Annotated in this window: 16 protein-coding genes and 1 pseudogene; 6 read left to right on the top strand and 11 right to left on the bottom strand. The window is 39.6% G+C overall.

What is annotated here, in order from left to right:
• Positions 1 to 41: 41 nt before the first annotated feature.
• Positions 42 to 2,687 (bottom strand): alpha-mannosidase, encoded by a 2,646-nt coding sequence (locus tag K1J10_RS03955; protein WP_223355942.1) that lies wholly within the window; start codon positions 2,685 to 2,687, stop codon positions 42 to 44.
• A 220-nt stretch (positions 2,688 to 2,907) separates the two neighbouring features.
• Positions 2,908 to 4,188: a glycoside hydrolase family 125 protein gene (locus tag K1J10_RS03950; protein ID WP_223355941.1), complete on the bottom strand. Its 1,281-nt coding sequence runs from the start codon at positions 4,186 to 4,188 to the stop codon at positions 2,908 to 2,910.
• Between the two features lie 193 nt (positions 4,189 to 4,381).
• Between K1J10_RS03950 and K1J10_RS03945 the strand changes: the two genes are divergently transcribed.
• On the top strand, positions 4,382 to 6,460 hold the full coding sequence (locus tag K1J10_RS03945) for a GH92 family glycosyl hydrolase (RefSeq protein WP_223355940.1): 2,079 nt from the start codon (positions 4,382 to 4,384) through the stop codon (positions 6,458 to 6,460).
• 53 nt (positions 6,461 to 6,513) lie between these two features.
• Here K1J10_RS03945 and K1J10_RS03940 read toward each other — a convergent pair whose 3' ends face one another.
• The 9 genes from K1J10_RS03940 to K1J10_RS03900 form a co-directional block, all read right to left on the bottom strand.
• Entirely contained in the window at positions 6,514 to 7,059 is a 546-nt protein-coding gene (locus K1J10_RS03940) for a DUF6287 domain-containing protein (protein ID WP_223355939.1), read from the bottom strand.
• 384 nt (positions 7,060 to 7,443) lie between these two features.
• Positions 7,444 to 8,943: a zinc ABC transporter substrate-binding protein AdcA gene (locus tag K1J10_RS03935; RefSeq protein WP_223355938.1), complete on the bottom strand. Its 1,500-nt coding sequence runs from the start codon at positions 8,941 to 8,943 to the stop codon at positions 7,444 to 7,446.
• Positions 8,944 to 8,951: 8 nt separating this feature from the next.
• Entirely contained in the window at positions 8,952 to 9,755 is an 804-nt protein-coding gene (locus K1J10_RS03930) for a metal ABC transporter permease (RefSeq protein WP_223355937.1), read from the bottom strand.
• Positions 9,748 to 10,452 carry a metal ABC transporter ATP-binding protein gene (locus tag K1J10_RS03925; protein ID WP_223355936.1) on the bottom strand — a complete coding sequence of 235 codons (705 nt, stop codon included), beginning with the start codon at positions 10,450 to 10,452 and terminating at the stop codon, positions 9,748 to 9,750. Before K1J10_RS03925 ends, K1J10_RS03930 begins: the two co-directional genes overlap by 8 nt.
• Complete coding sequence (locus K1J10_RS03920) at positions 10,452 to 10,889, bottom strand: zinc-dependent MarR family transcriptional regulator (RefSeq protein WP_223355935.1); 438 nt, start codon at positions 10,887 to 10,889, stop codon at positions 10,452 to 10,454. Before K1J10_RS03920 ends, K1J10_RS03925 begins: the two co-directional genes overlap by 1 nt.
• 517 nt (positions 10,890 to 11,406) lie before the next feature.
• Positions 11,407 to 11,604 (bottom strand): hypothetical protein, encoded by a 198-nt coding sequence (locus K1J10_RS03915; RefSeq protein WP_223355934.1) that lies wholly within the window; start codon positions 11,602 to 11,604, stop codon positions 11,407 to 11,409.
• Positions 11,605 to 11,640: 36 nt separating this feature from the next.
• On the bottom strand, positions 11,641 to 12,453 hold the full coding sequence (locus K1J10_RS03910) for an Nmad3 family putative nucleotide modification protein (RefSeq protein WP_223355933.1): 813 nt from the start codon (positions 12,451 to 12,453) through the stop codon (positions 11,641 to 11,643).
• Positions 12,450 to 13,139: a hypothetical protein gene (locus K1J10_RS03905; protein WP_004182165.1), complete on the bottom strand. Its 690-nt coding sequence runs from the start codon at positions 13,137 to 13,139 to the stop codon at positions 12,450 to 12,452. Before K1J10_RS03905 ends, K1J10_RS03910 begins: the two co-directional genes overlap by 4 nt.
• A gap of 292 nt (positions 13,140 to 13,431) precedes the next feature.
• A complete protein-coding gene (locus tag K1J10_RS03900) occupies positions 13,432 to 13,878 on the bottom strand; it encodes a helix-turn-helix transcriptional regulator (protein ID WP_223355932.1) in 447 nt (148 codons plus the stop codon).
• A 321-nt stretch (positions 13,879 to 14,199) separates the two neighbouring features.
• On the opposite strand from K1J10_RS03900, the gene K1J10_RS03895 reads away from it, so the two are divergent.
• The 5 genes and pseudogenes from K1J10_RS03895 to K1J10_RS03875 form a co-directional block, all read left to right on the top strand.
• Positions 14,200 to 14,673 (top strand): hypothetical protein, encoded by a 474-nt coding sequence (locus K1J10_RS03895; protein ID WP_223355931.1) that lies wholly within the window; start codon positions 14,200 to 14,202, stop codon positions 14,671 to 14,673.
• Positions 14,674 to 14,713: 40 nt separating this feature from the next.
• Positions 14,714 to 15,910 (top strand): replication initiation factor domain-containing protein, encoded by a 1,197-nt coding sequence (locus tag K1J10_RS03890; protein WP_223355930.1) that lies wholly within the window; start codon positions 14,714 to 14,716, stop codon positions 15,908 to 15,910.
• Between the two features lie 2 nt (positions 15,911 to 15,912).
• Entirely contained in the window at positions 15,913 to 16,299 is a 387-nt protein-coding gene (locus K1J10_RS03885) for a hypothetical protein (protein ID WP_061599443.1), read from the top strand.
• 59 nt (positions 16,300 to 16,358) lie between these two features.
• Positions 16,359 to 16,553, top strand: coding sequence for a DUF3173 domain-containing protein (locus tag K1J10_RS03880; protein ID WP_000598356.1), 195 nt, complete (start codon positions 16,359 to 16,361; stop codon positions 16,551 to 16,553).
• A 3-nt stretch (positions 16,554 to 16,556) separates the two neighbouring features.
• Positions 16,557 to 16,997: pseudogene (locus K1J10_RS03875) on the top strand (tyrosine-type recombinase/integrase); the annotation flags it as partial.
• Positions 16,998 to 17,121: the final 124 nt, after the last annotated feature.

The raw sequence follows: 17,121 nt of genomic DNA, 5'->3' as shown, positions 1-17,121 counted from the left end.
CTTTTTCGCTCCTCCTTTCTGTTTATGTTTTCTTTTTGAAATTAAATTTCTTCTTTTTGAATGAATTCTGTACGAATTTCCTGTGGTGCCAATAGTCCTGAATGGACTGGATATGGGCGTTCCAGCAGATCGACAACCGTTTGTTGTCCTTCTGACACGCGCACATTTTCTTGGCTCATGTTGTAATAGCGAAGGATGTAACCTTCTTCATTTTCTGCTACCTTAAAGGCTGTTGGACAAACCTGAGGATGCGTCAAGGCGGTATGCTTGAGTAAGCTACCAGACGCTGCTACACTTCCTTCTTGTTTTTCAACTTGAAGGCTGGTCATCGGTGTCTGCAAAGCTTTCGCTCGGCGATAAGCAGAGAAGCGCCCCTGAGCCTGATGGCATTCTACTGCATATTCCACCTCAAAGTCCCGCAAACATTGAGCTTCTGGTGTTGGGAAATAGCCCCAGTCACCAAGTTCACCGGAAGCCCGGAGAAGGGTTACAGCTATCGTATCGTCCCCTAAAATTTCGTATTCATGTAATCCTTTATTGGCCACTGTTACCCCTTTAACATCATCATACAAGCTGACAAAGGCTTGTTGGTGTTGGGGATTTTCAGGATTTTCCCAAGAAGCAGCCGGTTTATTTGGCCGTGTCACAACTTCATAGATGCTTTCAGAATCATTGCTTGGACGCGTATTGTGAGTCTTGACCAGGAGACGGATGCGGTGATCCTTGGCTGTATTGGTAAAGCGCGTCTTGAAGCGAATTTGCGGATCATCTACAAAGATGGTCATCTCCGTTTCAAGAGGGATAGATGTCAGCTCTTCTGAGCGACTTGCCTTGCGGTTCATAAACTCGATAATGCCTCTTTGTTCCGCATCCAATTGTTCATCCGCGCTGACCGGGATCGTCAAGTCATGCTTGAGTAAGATTTTGGCATAGCGAGCATTGTTTTCCAAAACCTCATAAGCTGTTAACTTCGCATAGATCGGCTCGGTTCCTTTTGGTTGGAAGTAGATATATTCATTTCCGATATCACCACGATCTTCAAAGCGAAGGAAATCCTCATAAGCCTCATTGGTCGTTTTATCATAGAGGGTCAAGCCATCATCGATACTAAGGGTTACAAATGGCGTATCGATCACCCCATTTTGGAAAAGACCATCATGATGAGGTGCTTTGCCTTCCAAGAGCTGGAAGGTGGTCCAAGAAAGAGGCGCTAGGTGAACTGGAACCGTCACGCGCACTTGACGTGCAATATAGGGTTGGCGGAATTTATCCTTAGGCAGAGTATAGCCAAAGCTTGCTCCCAAGTCCTCAATCTCTGCTTCTACAAGATGCCCATCTAAATCTTCTACGTGGTAGTCTGGCAAGGTCAAAGCAGCCATTTTCTTGAAGCCCTCTGTCGGATGCAATTCCTTAAACGGACAAACCGCTACATCGACAATCGTGCTGACGGTATCTACCTTATTATGCAAGCCAGTATTGATGACCGTAAAGAGGTGATCACTCTGGGCTTTTTGAGTCGCTAGTTTACCCTTCCATTCGTTCAGAAGGTTGGTCTTGACAAAGTTTCCAACTTGGTTGACCTTGGCAAAACGAACTTCCATTTCACGGTGAACATCATCCACGCTACATCCACAAATACTATCGTGTGGCGCATTTTGTAAGAGTGTCTTCCAGGCATAGGTCAATTGATCCTTGTGATTGTGCCCACCAGTAATGATGGTCAAAGGTTCCACCACTTGCTCTAGCAAATTGCTGTTCTCTTGAAAAGCTTGTTTGAGGTAAACGCGTGAAGAAGAAGTATTGGCAAGAGTGTACCAGCCATCGGTTTCCTGACTGGTCAATTCTCCTGTAACCGTTGATAATTGCTCAGGAAGCGCACTTTCCACTGCTTGCACATAGTCATCAAAGGAACTATGAATAAAAGTCACGTCAGGGAAGAGTTCGTTGGCCACGCGAATAGCTTCACTCAAGTTTCGTTGAACCGGTTGGTGGTCACAGCCGTTCATCATCAACCATTGGTTGGTTGATGCATAGTCACGAACGTCTGCCAATTTTTGTTTCCAGAAAGCCAAAGCTTCATCTTTATCCACTGGAATTTCGTTCCCGTTACTGTACCAGTTGGCAAAGAGAATACCGAGCACACGGCTACCATCCGCACCTTGCCAGTACATTTCAGAAAATTGAGAGGTGAATTGCTCATCTTCGAGGACTTGGTTGTCAAATCCGATTGGTTTGACCCCACGCCCAAAGGCTGCTACGTGAATGCCTGATTTTTGGAGGATTTGAGGAGCTTGCCCCATATTTCCAAAGGTATCAGGGAAGTAACCAATCTGAGTAGATTTGCCCCATTTGGCACATTCAGCTTGTCCAATCAAGGTATTGCGGACATTGGCTTCACTGGAGATCAAGTAATCATCCTGCAAGATATAGAAGGGACCAATCTTAAGCTTGCCTTCGTCGATATAACGCTGCACCTTGTCGCGGTTTTCAGGGCGAATTTCTAAATAGTCATCAAGGACGATGGTTTGGCCATCTAAGTGGAAGCTCTTGAATTCAGGGTCATTTTCAAAGAGATCAAAAAGATTATCAAATAGTTCCACCAACTGCATCCGGTGGCTTTCAAAAGGTAGATACCACTCACGATCCCAGTGACTGTGAGAAATAATATGTACAACAACATTTTCCATGAGTAAAACCTCATTCTAACTTAAATTTAAAAATATATTTGTGATTCTTTACAAGAATCAGTGAAGCTAAAGCGTGCTCCTTGTACTCAATGAAAATCAAAGAGCAAACTAGGAAGCTAGCCGCAGGTTGCTCAAAGCACTGCTTTGAGGTTGTAGATAGAACTGACGAAGTCAGTAACATATATACAGCAAGGCGTTTGAATTTGATTTTCGAAGAGTATTAGCGGATATCCAAGTAATCCAAGACTAATTCACAGAACATCATGTTGGCCCAAGAGAACCATTCGCGCGAGTATTTGGTTGGATCATCCACGTGGAAACTTTCGTGCATGACACCTGTGCCTCCATCGCAGGCAACCAACTGGTCCAGCAAGAATTTTTTCTCTGCCTTATCCGTCGTTGTCAATCCTTGAATGGATAAAGCAATCGGCCAGATATAGCGGTAGAAGGTATGAGAACTTCCGATTCCACTTGCGTATTTCCCTTCATAAAAGTAAGGATTTTCCGGACTCAGAATAGTGCGACGAGTGGCTTGGTAGACTTCGTCGTCAATCTCGCAGTAGCCCAGATAGGGAGCAGCCAACAAACTTGGTACGTTCGGATCATCCATGATGCTAGCATTTCCCAAACCGTCTACCTCAAAGGCATAGATTTTCTCTCCCTTGCTGTTAGTGGTGTAGGCGTAGTTTTCGATTCCTTCTTGAATCTCAGCTTGCAGGCGTTTGGCATCAGCAATAATGCTTTCGCTATCAGCTAGATTCAATGTTGCAAAGATTTCTTGCACATAACCCAAGACAACCACTGCGAACATATTGGACGGAATCAAGTAGCTATACTGACAGCAATCATCACTTGGACGGAAGGCTGACCAGGTCATCCCTGTCACAGCGAAATCTGGCCCAAAGCCGTTATTGACCAAGGTATCTTCTTTACGGTCTGTATCCCGAACGAAGCGATATGGTGAGTTGTTATGGTCTTGTTCAACCGTCCATAAATGAAGAATTTCCTTAGTCGCAGTGACAAAGGTTTCATCAAATTGGCTAGTCTCACCAGTTTCCTTCCACAGAAGATAAGCTAATTGTAAAGGATAGCAAAGTGAGTCTACTTCATACTTGCGCTCCCAAATCCAGCCATTCAAATCGGTGTGGTCGGTTTCGTGGTGTCCTTTCCAGTTCTCCTCAATATTGAAGGAGTTGGCATAGGGATCCTTGAGGATCAAGGTCATCTGGCGTTTGACCAAACCAGCAATGGTCTGGCGCAAACGAGGGTCTCTTTTTGCCACATGAAGATAAGGTCTCAATTGAGCCGTTGAGTCACGCAACCACATAGCTGGGATGTCCCCTGTTAACACAAAGGTTGACCCATCTTCTAAAATTTCAACTGTATTATCCAAAGTGTCTGTATAGCAACGCTCAAAGACATCCACCCACTCCGGGTACTCCTTGGCACGTTCTGCTACTTGGTCCAGCCATTCTCTGACGATTTCTTTTGAATAAGTCATTCCTTTTCCTCACACTTGTCGATTCTTTCCTATTCAGTATAAAAGATTTCAGATGGGAAATACATACGCAAATTATAGCCCTTTTTCTACAAACTTTTCTAGTTTTGAAAAAGACTTTCCCATTTGAGTGGCTTCTGCTAAAATAAAGAAAGAAAAGGGCTTGAAGGCCCTCGTATGACACAGGAGGTCCCGCATGAAGACCGGTATTACTCACATTGATACCCGCTTAGGAACAGACAATCACTCAGCATACTCTAACGGCAACACCCTCCCTTACACAGGAGTTCCTTTTGGGATGAATTATTTCCTCCCACAGACGACACATGAACAGGGGGCTTGGTTTTTCAACCCCAACCTTCCTATCTTTCAAGGTATTCGCTTGACCCATCAGCCTAGCCCTTGGATTGGAGATTTTTCCTGGTGTCTCCTCACCCCTCTGACAGACATTCCGACTCAAGAAGACCTCTATTTCAGACAGAGCAGTTACCGGATCCAAGAAGCTGTCTTTCAGCCCCATTATTTAGCCCTCACCTCAGAGCGCTATCAAGTCCATACAGAGCTGACACCCAGCCTCTACGGGGCCATTCTCCGCTTTAGAGGGCCGTCTGCACTTTCACTGGCCATTCATTGCCCCAATGGACTAGCTGAAGTAGAATTCGGAGAAACGAATCTACATTTTCACATCCTAGACCAAAATCATACCGACCAACAAGACTTTCCTTTCTATCTTCATGTTGAATTTGACCAAGCCATCACTCGCACTCACTGGCTAGGACAGGATTTGATCCTAGAATTTGACAGCCCTAGGCTAGAAGCTCGATTAGGCACTTCCTTTATCAACCCTGAGTTGGCCAAATCTCACCTTCCTACAGCTAGCTTTGAAGAGATGAAAGAAAAAGCGAGCCGCAAATGGCAAGAGCTAATGGACCGATTTGACATTTTAGATACGGGCGGAGAGGATCGAACCTTTTTCGATCACTGTCTCTACCGTAGTCTGCTCTTTCCTCAGACTTGTTATGAAGTAACCCCTGAGGGGAAAGCAGTCCATCGCGATTTCGCCCACAACCGCATTCAAGAAGGAAAATACTTCACGAGTTTGGGCTTCTGGGATCTCTTTCGGACCACCTTTCCTCTCTATAGCCTAGTCTATCCCGAGCTTTACCAGGAATTTCTCGAAGGCTTCCTCAGCCATTACCGAGATACCGGTTTCCTCCCTAAATGGCTAGCACCGGACGAAAGAGGCATGATGCCTGGAACCCTCATTGATGGGGTCATTGCCGATGCCATTCAAAAAGGCCTGGCTCCCGACCTCCACACGGAGCTTTTTGAAGCCATGCTGGATACAGCTAGAAAGGAAGACCCAAATGGTCATTACGGTCGACGAGGAGCTAAAGAATACAAGGAATTAGGCTATCTATCCACTGACTATCACGAAAGCGTGAGTCACACCATTGACTTCTCCTATAGCGATTTTTGTATCGCCCAAACTGCCCAGCTACTTGGCAAGGAAGAGTTGGCCAAAGAATATGCCCAGTCTAGTCTTTCCTATCGAACCCTCTTTGATCCAGAAACAGGTTATATCCGGGCCAAAGATAAGAAGGGCCATTTCAGACCAGACTTTTCCCCCATCAGTTGGGGACGCGACTATGCAGAGTGCTCTGCCATTCAGGCAACCTTAGGCGCCCTTCACGACATCGAGGGCCTCAAGCAACTCTTTGGTGGAGAAGGAGGATTTACCCACTACTTAACTCGACTAGCCACTCAAGCACCGCATTACGAAGTGACGGGCTATGGCTACGAAATTCATGAAATGAGTGAGATGGCCCAAGCTCCTTTTGGACAAATTGCCATTTCAAACCAACCGAGTTTTCACATCCCCTATCTCTTCCGCTATAGCCAACACCCGGAATACACTAGCATCCTAATCCAGGCCCTTCGCAAGGAAGCCTTCCAGCCAAGCTTTCAAGCCTATCCAGGAGATGAAGATAATGGCAGCCTATCCTCCTGGTATATCTGGTCGGTTTTAGGACTCTATCCAACTTGTCCAGGCAAGCCAGTCTATGACCTAGGGATTCCCCTCTTCAAACACTTGCGCCTCTTTCTCCCTCAAGAGAAAAAATGGCTGCATATCCATAGCACAGCTCACACAGCCCAAGCACACTTTCTTCAAGATGCTTCTCTTGATGGAAAAAAGGTCGACAGAGTGAGCCACCAAGACCTCTTGAAAGCGGAGAAGCTAGACTTCTACCTTTCTTGGCTCCCTAAAATCTAAAAAAGAATGAAGAGTAGGACACTCTTCATTCTTTTTCATTACACATATACTAGCTAATTCCCAACCTTATAGAGGAAAGAACCTTGTTCCGTAAAACTGTACATCCCAGTTCCGGTCCAGAGACGGTCCTTATTAACATCAGAATCATCATGGAAGATGACTTCTCCATTTTCGTCCGTTTGGTCATCAATCGTAAGCCCGGCAGGGATGAATTCCATCAAAAATCCTCCTGTAACTCCTCCGTAGACTCCTCCTGAAACAGTTCCATAATCCGTCAAGGAAAGACCATAAGACTCATATTCGTTAGAGACCAAACCATTTTGATCAAAGACGAGTTTATTCCCCTTATCATCTTGCCAGACACCAGCTACGCTACTATAATCCCCTTGAGCGATTGCTTCAATATCCATCTTTGTTTTCTCTTTCTTATCACTCGAACTCTCAGCCTTCTTTGCTTCACTAGTAGCTGAGCTATCCTTCGATTGACGAACTGTACTTTCTTTACTTTCAGATCCTGTCTCCTGTTTTTTATCACCACAGGCTCCAAGGAAAAACAGTAGAGCAGAAAGCAACAATAGCAAACGATACTTTTTCATCATAAATCTCCCGACATTCAATCTATTCTATAAGCCTAATTTTATCCTTTTTCTAGCAATTTGACAAGTTTCTGTTACTATCAATAAAGGAACCAACTGGTTCCTTCTTGAATGCAGACAAGCTATTGTTTTACATAAAACAGCTAGATGATTTTCAAAAAATGATTATATTTTTTAGTAATTTAAGAAGATGAAAAACTTTCCGCTGTGAGAAAAGTGCCTGAAACAGAGTTGTTTCAGGCACTCGGGAGTTTTGGAACCTTAGATCCAAAACTAAGTCATGGAACTTCTTCGAAGTTCGCTGACGTCCGTACTCACCTAAGGAAAGTTTCTAAAATTACTTTGTCTTCAATCTGAAAGGAACCAACTGGTTCCTTCTCTATTTGATTAGTGGGCCAACATTTCCTGCGCAATTTCGAATCCGGATAAGTCACTTGGGTAGTAAGTAGGCCAATTTTCCAATTCCTTATACAGAGCCTCTTGGCTTTCCCCACCGAAGAAAATATGGAAGTGAGCTGCTTTATTAGGAGCAATTTGGTGGTCACTGAATTGAACATACTTGAATTCACCCGCATTCGGATCAGTTGCTTCGAAGAGATACCGCACTCCACGATTCCCTTTTGTATAGGTTAGCGTATGCTTCCCAGCATAGCGGTATTCGAACTTCTTCTCTTCGCCATTCTTATAGAAGGTCATGGTTTTGTCTGTAATGACAATCCGGTCGACATCTGTTTTATAACCTGTGGTGTAGTAGGCTTTATACTCTTCAGCTGTTTTGGACTTGGTTAATTTAGCTTTGTAGTCAAAGACTTGATCCAAGGTTCCATCTTTTAGATAAGGATACACAGACTGCCAATCACCTACATAGTCTGAAAGAGTTCGGTCCTTAATAGCACTGTCCTCAAAGTAGCCATTGGCTACTGTTTTGGTGTCTTCTTCCTCTTCTGGAGCGATTTCTTTTCCAGCTTGAGTCGTTGTTAACTCCAAAGATTTGAGGTTGGCTCCCATGATCGAGATGTAGTCTTCACCATCTTTCATCTGCTCATCTGTCAAGCTCTCTAATGGATTCAAAACAGCTAGATCCACACCGGTTTCAGCAGACAAGGTTTTCGATAAGGATTTAGAAGCATTTTCTTCAAAGTAGATGACCTTGATGTCGTTCTTCTTGATGTACTCTGTCAATTCACTCAAGCGAGTCGCAGACGGTTCACTATCTGGTGACAAACCTGAGATAGAGACTTGATTCAAGCCATAGTCCAGGGCCAAATAACGGAAAGCTGCGTGTTGAGTGACAAAATTTTTCTGTTTTGCTGCATATAAGCTCTTCGTATAGCTATCATCCAATTTTTTCAACTTGGCAATATAGGCATCCGCATTAGCTGTAAAGCTAGCCTTTTTATCTGGGTACTGTTTCACCAGTTGATCACGAATCGTTTCCACCATTTTAATAGCTCTCTGCGGAGAAAGCCAGACATGGGGATCGTAGTCATGATGGTGTTCTTCCCCTCCCTCATGGTCATGCTCTTCCTCACCACCTGGTAAAAGCAGCATATTTTCCGTCGCTTTGACAACCTTGGTTTTCTTGCCATCCATTGATTTCAACAACTGAGGCACCCACGTTTCCATGTTCTCATTCTCATAGACAAAGACATCTGACTCTTGGATTTTTGCGCGCCCCTTGGCAGACAATTCAAAATCATGGGGTTCCGAACCAGACCCGATCAAGAGCTCCACATCTCCCTCGTCTCCAACGACTTGCTTAGTAAATTCATAGACAGGATAGAAAGTCGTCATGACTTTCAATTTCCCTGACTGATTTTGACCACCACTACAAGCTACTAAAAGAAGACTACAAAAGGCTAACACGAGCCATACAAGTTTTTTCATAAGATCACCTATTTTCTAAATTTAACAAAAAGATTTGAGAGCAAAAAGAAGGATACAAATAAGAGGGTAATGGTCGCACTAACCGGTGTATCCGGGTAATAAGAAAGAATGAGACCACTGACCATCCCTACAAAACCAATGACCACTGCCAGAAGCATAACCGAACGGAAGGTCTTTCCTAGCTTTAAAGCAATACTAGCTGGTAAGACCATAATAGTAGATACCAACAAGGAACCTGCAGCCGGAATCATCAAGGCAATAGCCACCCCTGTCACAATATTAAACAAGATAGACATGAGACGCACGGGTAAACCATCTACATAAGCTGTATCCTCATCAAATGTAAGGATATACATGGGACGAATAAAGAGAATCGTTAAAACTAGGACAATGGCTGCAATGATAAACAAAGCAAGCACTTGCTCATCCGTAATGGTCAAGGTAGAGCCAAATAGGTACTGGTCCAAACTCATGGAACTTTTACCGCCACCCTTCATGATCACCAAAGCCAAGGCCAAGCCGGTCGACATAAGAATCGCTGTCCCAATTTCCATAAAATCTTTATAGACTGTTCGTAAATACTCTAGAAATACAGCCGCTACGATGACCACAATAACTGTAGAAATAGTTGGAGAGAAACCAAGGAAGAGGCCAAAAGCAACCCCTGATAGAGAGACGTGACTCAGCGTATCACTCATCAAACTCTGACGACGCAAAATCAAAAATACACCTAAGATAGGAGAGAAGAGACTCATAGCAACCATCGCCAACAAGGCCCGTTGCATAAAATCATACTGAAAGAGACTAAGCATGGTCCTCACCTCCATCTTTCTCATGGACATTAAAGCAACGCCATGGAGAATTTTGTTTTCTCACCAGGTGGATATTGCGATCTGCGTAATGGCTCACCTCTTCAGGATCATGCGTAATCATCAAAACAGCCTTCCCATGATGATGGGCACTGTGGTGCATCAATTCATAAAACTCATCCTTACTGCCAGCATCCATCCCAGTAGTCGGTTCATCCAACACAAAAATATCTGGATCAGACGCAAACATTCGTGCAATGACAGCCCGTTGTTTCTGGCCACCGGATAGAGCCCCTAAAGGTTTATCACGATGCTCTAACATCCCAACAGCAGATAAACTAGCTAAAATGTGCTCCTCATCGTGATGATTTAAGCGACGAAACCAACCCTTACGAGGATACCGCCCAGATTTCACAAACTCATAAACAGAACTGGGAAAGCCAGCATTGAAGCTTGCAATTTGTTGCGGAAGATAGGCAATTCGTAATTTTTTACCAGCTACATTTTCCTTAGCAATTTCAACCGTCCCTACTTTAGGTTTTAAGATGCCAAGACTTGCCTTGATCAAAGTAGATTTGGCGGCGCCATTCTCACCAGTCAGCGTCACAAACTCCGCGCTATCCAAGTAGTAATTCACACCTTCTAGAACCGGTTCTCGATCATAATAAAACGAAAGATCTTTAACAGTGATATAACGCATTAACGAAGATCCTCCAATAAGCGAGATAAAAACCTAGAAATAACCATTTGTTCTTCTTGAGAAAATTCGCTCAAAACTTGATTATAAGCAGCCAAAGTATGATCATGATGATGAGAATGTTCCTCAGCAACTGGACGCCCCAAATCTGTTAAACGGTACAAAACGATGCGAGCATCTTTCTCATCTTTTAAAGCTTCTAACATCCCAAAAGAAAGTAATTGTTTAACAGCCTTAGTAACAGCAGCTTGACTAACATTCAGCAATTTAGCAAGCTCAGAATTGGAATAATTATTCTTTGATAATAACATTAAAATGTGTTCTTGCGTATTGGTTAAAGAAAAACCACTTGTACAAGAACCTATCAATACTTCATGCTGATTCTCAGAAATAAGTAAGATAGAATTCAAAAACTCATCTATCTGATTAGCAACCCTCATAGAAACTTCCTTTCTATTAACCAATAAATACTTTACCGGTTAATTATAACACAGTGAAGGAAAATAGTCAAAGTATTTTCAGAAAACAATAAAAACAATTTTTAGTAACTGTTAAGTAACTCAGCATCAAAAATTCAACAAAAAAAAGAAAAAGACAAGGTCCGAAAACCTTGTCTTTAATACTATACCGGCGGCCGGGGTCGAACCGGCACGTCCTTGCGGACACTGGATTTTGAGTTCCATAACTACATTTTTTGAACCTTATAACCTTGATTTAATAAGGTTTTAGGACTTTTGAATCTTGCAAAATAGACTCGTTTTTCAAATTTTAGTAACTTTTTGGTAACACTCCATATCTTAGCGTTCTAAGAGCATCATCAGAGAATAGACGATATGTCCCAACAGGTTATATTATTCAAGACACTTGTACGTACGATTATTTGAGGTATATGGAATATTAACAAACTAAACATAAATTAGGTCTAGTTTTTGTATAAATGACTCTAATATTTTTCTTTTAGAAAATTCCTAAAGCATCTTTTACTACTCTAATACCATCATCAATACTTCCGGCATACTGAATGTTTTGTTTAGCTTGATCAATTTGAAAATCTGAAACAAATGTTCCTGGTGTGAAACTTTGACTATCAAATCCATTCGAAACTATAAACGTGTATTTCCCAGTCCAATCTTTTTCAACAGTTAATGTAATCATTTTATTTTCTCCTTTAATTAGGGTATGTGCTTTTTACTATTTTAACAAAAATAACTCTTTAGCCCAAGAATTTGATAATTCATTTTCTAACAAAACTTTTTCTTGCCATATACCAGAATATTTTAAACCACAATCTTTAGCAGAATTTTTATGATTCCCCTTTATATTTTCAGGCATAAGCGCTGGTATCTCTTTCCATACACTTCTTGATTTACCATTCATTGTTAATACTCTGTCATCGTGAAAATTAAAAGTTCCATATCCTTTTTCTTGAGGTAAAAACGATAAATTTTCACTTGGGATATAAAGCATATTTGATTGCAAATTACTCATATGGTCGCAAGAATGAGGATGAAATGGATACATATTTTGCAGAGATTCTTTATCATTCATCATATTACCAATTTGCAAATAACCATAAATGATATTTAGATCCGGGGCATCTTTTTTAAAATGCAATGTTCCGTTGTAAAGATCTCCTTCGGTTTGTCTAAACCATCCGAAAAATAGAAAAAGATCCCCGATAGAAACATTTTGATTTCTTAATAATCCCTGTGAGCTTTTAATTTGACCAAATGCTGCTCTCCAGTTAGAAACAGGAGTATTCCTAAGATTTTCTCTTATATCTGGATCAAGATGACAATTATAATGATTTGTTTTATCTTCTTTCCCTTTTAGTTGTCTTAAGATATCTGAAAATAACACTCCGTTATAGTTTAAGTCGTCAAAAGAGATACTATCAAACTTGGCAGGTATTGGCAATGAAAGTAGCGTCCCATCAGGTAATATAGGACTCGGGATGGAACCATTGGATGAATCAAATCCCTTTCTTGATAAAATTATTTTCACAATTCTTTTCCTCGTATAAAGAATGGATGATAGGGCAAATCCATTACTTTGTTTTGTGAACCTAGTATAGTTTCAGCAAATTCCATTAATTCTAACACATCAGTAAATCTCTCTTCCGAATTATAAAATCCATTTTTAGCATTCCATCTTGGGAATGGTTTCCCATTCATTCTTGCTCGTTCTCCCATCGGAAAAAAATCTAAAATTTCTTTAGGAATTTCAAGTGGAGACTTACCAAAATAATTAAAACGGTCTGCAAGAATCACTATTTCATTCATAAAACTTGATTGGTTTAATCCATTCTTTTCAATCAGCCACTGATAAGTGTAAGCATCTCTTCTATTATTAGATTTTGGAGATAGTAAATATTCTTTCATTGTTAAAATTTCACTAATTTTAGCAACAAAAATTAGATGATTATATTTTGGAGTGATAAACATTCCTTGATCATCTCTCCATTTTTTCCCATCATTTGAATGCCCTGCTACAGCCATTATGTAAGCATCTACCGATTTAGAGTTTATTTTATCCGCCCAGTTCTTTTTAATATTCCTTCTTAACTGAAGCATACACCCTCCTTCGGTAAGAAGATTGGGAGTTGTATCATAATTTTCTGTAAAAACACAAGGATTGATACCATAATCATGAGTCATTCTATAGCAGTAAAAAATGGTTTGTTTGTCCACTCTTTTATCTCCTTCTCTCCAAAATTTTTTGTATTCTAATTAAATATAGTATATCAAAAATGCTATTTTGAAGATAAGTAGCATCTACCAATCTATTCAGAAATAGCACTACTGGAAAAAAATCTAGTATACATTTGAAAATTTCAAGTTGTTAATCCCTTAATCAACTTTCAATATTCTCCATTTTCTATTTGTAATATCATGTCTTTCCCCACCTATTATATTCAATATATGAAATTCTGTCAATGTTTTAGACAAATTTTGGGAGGAAATTTTGAAGACTAGCGTCCTTCTAATTTTCCCAATAAGTTTTAACTTCTTCAAAAATCTTATTCAAAAGTTCTGCATCTTTTTCTGACAACTGATTTTTTTCTATAACTCTATCTTTTAGTTCTGTTGCCTTTATTTTATTTCTTGCCACCGAAACTGCTATTGAATGTTTCAAAACATCAAACTCATCCTTTGAAAAGTTTGCAATATTGGTAAGATCTAATTGTTCTAGAGGTAAACTACTGATAATTGAATAAGGTTTTTGTCCCAGCAAATAATCTGTAGTAGTACCAAAAATATTTGCTAATTTTACAACGAATTCTAATCCCGGTTCTAACGTTCCATTCTCCCAACGAGAATATGTCCCTTGTTGAACTCCAATTAATTCCGATATTTGTACTTGAGTTAATTTTTTTGATTTTCTGAGAGTTTTTAATCTATCTGAAAATTTATAATCCTCTGTATACATAAGTCTCCTATAAATATTCTTAATCGTATATTTTAACTTGACAAAATATTCTAAACGGTATAAAATAGAATTATTCCATAAGGAATATTTATTTTAAGATTAAATATTCCATTGAGAATATTATAGCATAAAAGGAGGTAAAAGCGTATGTAACTAGTAGTTCGAGTTAAAAAAATTTAGTAAAGGAGGTAAGATTCGACAAAATAAAAAAATCTTGAAACAAATGTGCCGTTCGTTCCAAGATCAAAACATATTATGTAACAATTATACCACAGAAAACTCTTCAGTTGTAAAAGAAAATTTCGGAGGTTTCACAAAAAGATGACCAATAAAGAGTTAGTCAATCAAGTTTCTGGCCTAAACTCTACCTCTACTCTTAAAAATTGGATTCAACTGATTAAAGAGATAAGTGGCAAGGAATTTAAGAAAATTAAAATTCCTATCAGTAGAAATCCAAGAACTCGCCAATTAAGTTATACAGTTGCCTATGACTTTACAGACGAAGACCTTAGACAATTTCAAAAGTTAGCTAACCTAAAACTTGAAATAGGTCTAAAAGAGGCTATACGAGCCGTATTTGGGAGTCTAGAAGACAATGAGCAAGAATCCCTAAACCAAGTAATAGATGAGCTCTACGATGAACTGAGCGCCTTAAAACAGGAATTTAAGCGAGAAATACGGCTGATACAAATTGAGAATACCAACCTAAAAAAGAGAATCCAAGATATTGAAGAGTCGATGCAAACCGGCTTACTAGGGTTTGTTAACAAGAGGTCAAAAAATAGGTTCGGCTAATAGCGAGTTTTCGGCTGAGCCATGAGGCAGAAAGCCGAAAATGAGCGTAAATGCGGACGGACCATTTTTGACCGATGGGGTGTGTAGTAACACCACCCTCTGCAAGTTAGGTGTACCATCGAAAGAATTCAGTATTTCCAAGGGTTTCGGAGATTTTAAGGGTGGCAAAATTAGGCAAAAAGTTGAATCAAAATCTATGGCAAAAAATGAACATTTACGTTCTGTATTTGACTGGATTCAAATTCAGTTTGATAAGACTGAATTTTCGCCAAGAGAAATAATCGAAGACATTCTATTTCTTGACTATGACCTATTTATTGAGAATAAAGGGAGCCTTAAATACTATAACTATGATAGCCAGCTTCATTATGGGAATATCCGTATCTACTATGGAGCGAAAGAGTCGTCCTACATGCTTGTCATGTCAGGACAGGCACTCGAGTTCTATAGAGATATGGTATTAGATCCAAATAGTCTGTCCGAAAGACAGTTTCTGAACAACCTCTACTACAATTACAATCAATTTTCAGTAAGACGAATTGATATTGCAATAGATGATTTTAATGATACACCCTATTTCACTCCTAATCAGCTTCTAAAGGTTTGTCAGAAAAAACGCTTTATATATGGAAAAAGCACCTACTACAATACCTACGGAGATGAAACAATCGGCCAGACCTTATATTTGAGAAAACCCAATGATGATGAAAGACTTAGAATTTACGATAAGCGCTTAGAACGAGCTGAGAAGCTCGGTATCAGCAAGCGGTATATAGAAAATTGGATAAGAACTGAGTTAGAACTTAGGAAAGAAAAAGCTCACTACTTCATTCAAGAATGGTTGCATTCAGAAATAGATCTTCTCAACTTTACCAAGGGATATCTCAAAGAAAAAGTGAGGTTCTATAGTGATAGCTATTTCTCAAAACCTCTGAGATCTTGGGAAAAGTTTTTAGGTCACTCAAAACCTGTCTCTATCATTATTTCAAAACCAAAAACAGAACTGGAACAAAAATTAGAATGGTTTACCTATAAAGGTTCAGGAGCTATTCTAAAAGCGTATAAGTTTTTATACGACAATAACTTACTGCATGAGTATGAGAAAGCTAACTATCTCGCACTCAAAAATATGGAATATCCACCAGATTTAGCAAGTGGATTAATAGAAAGGGCAATACTCTTTAAAAGAGAGGATTTAATCCCTACAATCAAAGAAAATATCAAAAGGAGAAATTAACTATGGCAAAAATGCTTTCACAAAATGACTGGAATTTTAATAACATTGGAACAAAATTTGAATTGGATGAAGTTATTCCAAAATTTGAAACGGAAGTCCGAGCAGATGCAAACGGAGAAATTATCAAAAACCGAGATGGTAGCGAAAGACGTTTTAATACCGATAAAATCATTGGTTGGAAATACAATGTAACAATCAAGGATGGACAATTCAAAAAGAAATCAACCCAAGTCTCTGTAGACAATCCAGAAGCATTAGTTGATAATGACTATATCCAAGCAATGGATGAAGTACCAGTTACATTCGACAATTTACAAGCCACTATGATTAGTACAACAATGTATTACAAGGCGGATGCTATCCATTTAGTAGATGTAAAACAAAAATAAATATCAAACAAGGGGAGTTAATCCTCCCCTTACTTAATCTAATTAGAAAAGGAGATCACATGATTAAAACTGTAACAAAAGATGACCTTATCGAACTTGGATTTGCTCCAGGAACTGCAAGAAAGATTATCCATACTGGCAAATTACTATTAGTGAATCGTGGTTTTAACATCTACGATAACAAACGGATTGGTACAATTCCAGCCAGTGTCGCTGAAGAACTACTAGGAATTGAACTCCAGAAAGAAGCATAATGAATGACTATTCGTAAAACTAAAAGTGGTAAATGGACCGTTGATGTTTCTAATGGTTTCCACCCAGTCACACAAAAAAGAATACGTATCATTCGAAAAGGATTAAAATCTAAAAAGGAAGCACTAGAACTAGAACAACATATTCGAGTTGTAGAATTAAAAGAAAAACAATTTGACTTTGTAGTAACAACAGATATGTTATTCCAGTTGCTTGAAGAAGACGATTTGAAAAATGGCAGAAAAATAAGCTATACAAGTACACAAAGAAACAATTATGAGCGTCATATTAAACCATATTTTAAAAATACAAATTTAAATAAATTAACGTATGACCATATATTCGAATTTCGTGAATACCTAAAAACAAAACCTAAAAAACAAAATGAAAATGAAACTTTAAGTTTTAATACAATTAATAAAGTTCTAATTCTACTTAAAAAAATTTTGCCCTGTTGTAAAATGAAGTGCAACACAAAAGACACGTTCATCTAATATACTAGAATTGCGAAAAACAGCATAAAGGAAGATGAACATGTCTACTAATTATTCTACCACAAATCAATCCTAC

Origin of the sequence: Streptococcus australis (assembly GCF_019930045.1) — a bacterium.
GTDB lineage: Bacteria > Bacillota > Bacilli > Lactobacillales > Streptococcaceae > Streptococcus > Streptococcus australis_D.
The sequence above is the reverse complement of the archived record's forward strand: the minus strand, read 5'-3'. Positions and strand labels throughout refer to the sequence as shown.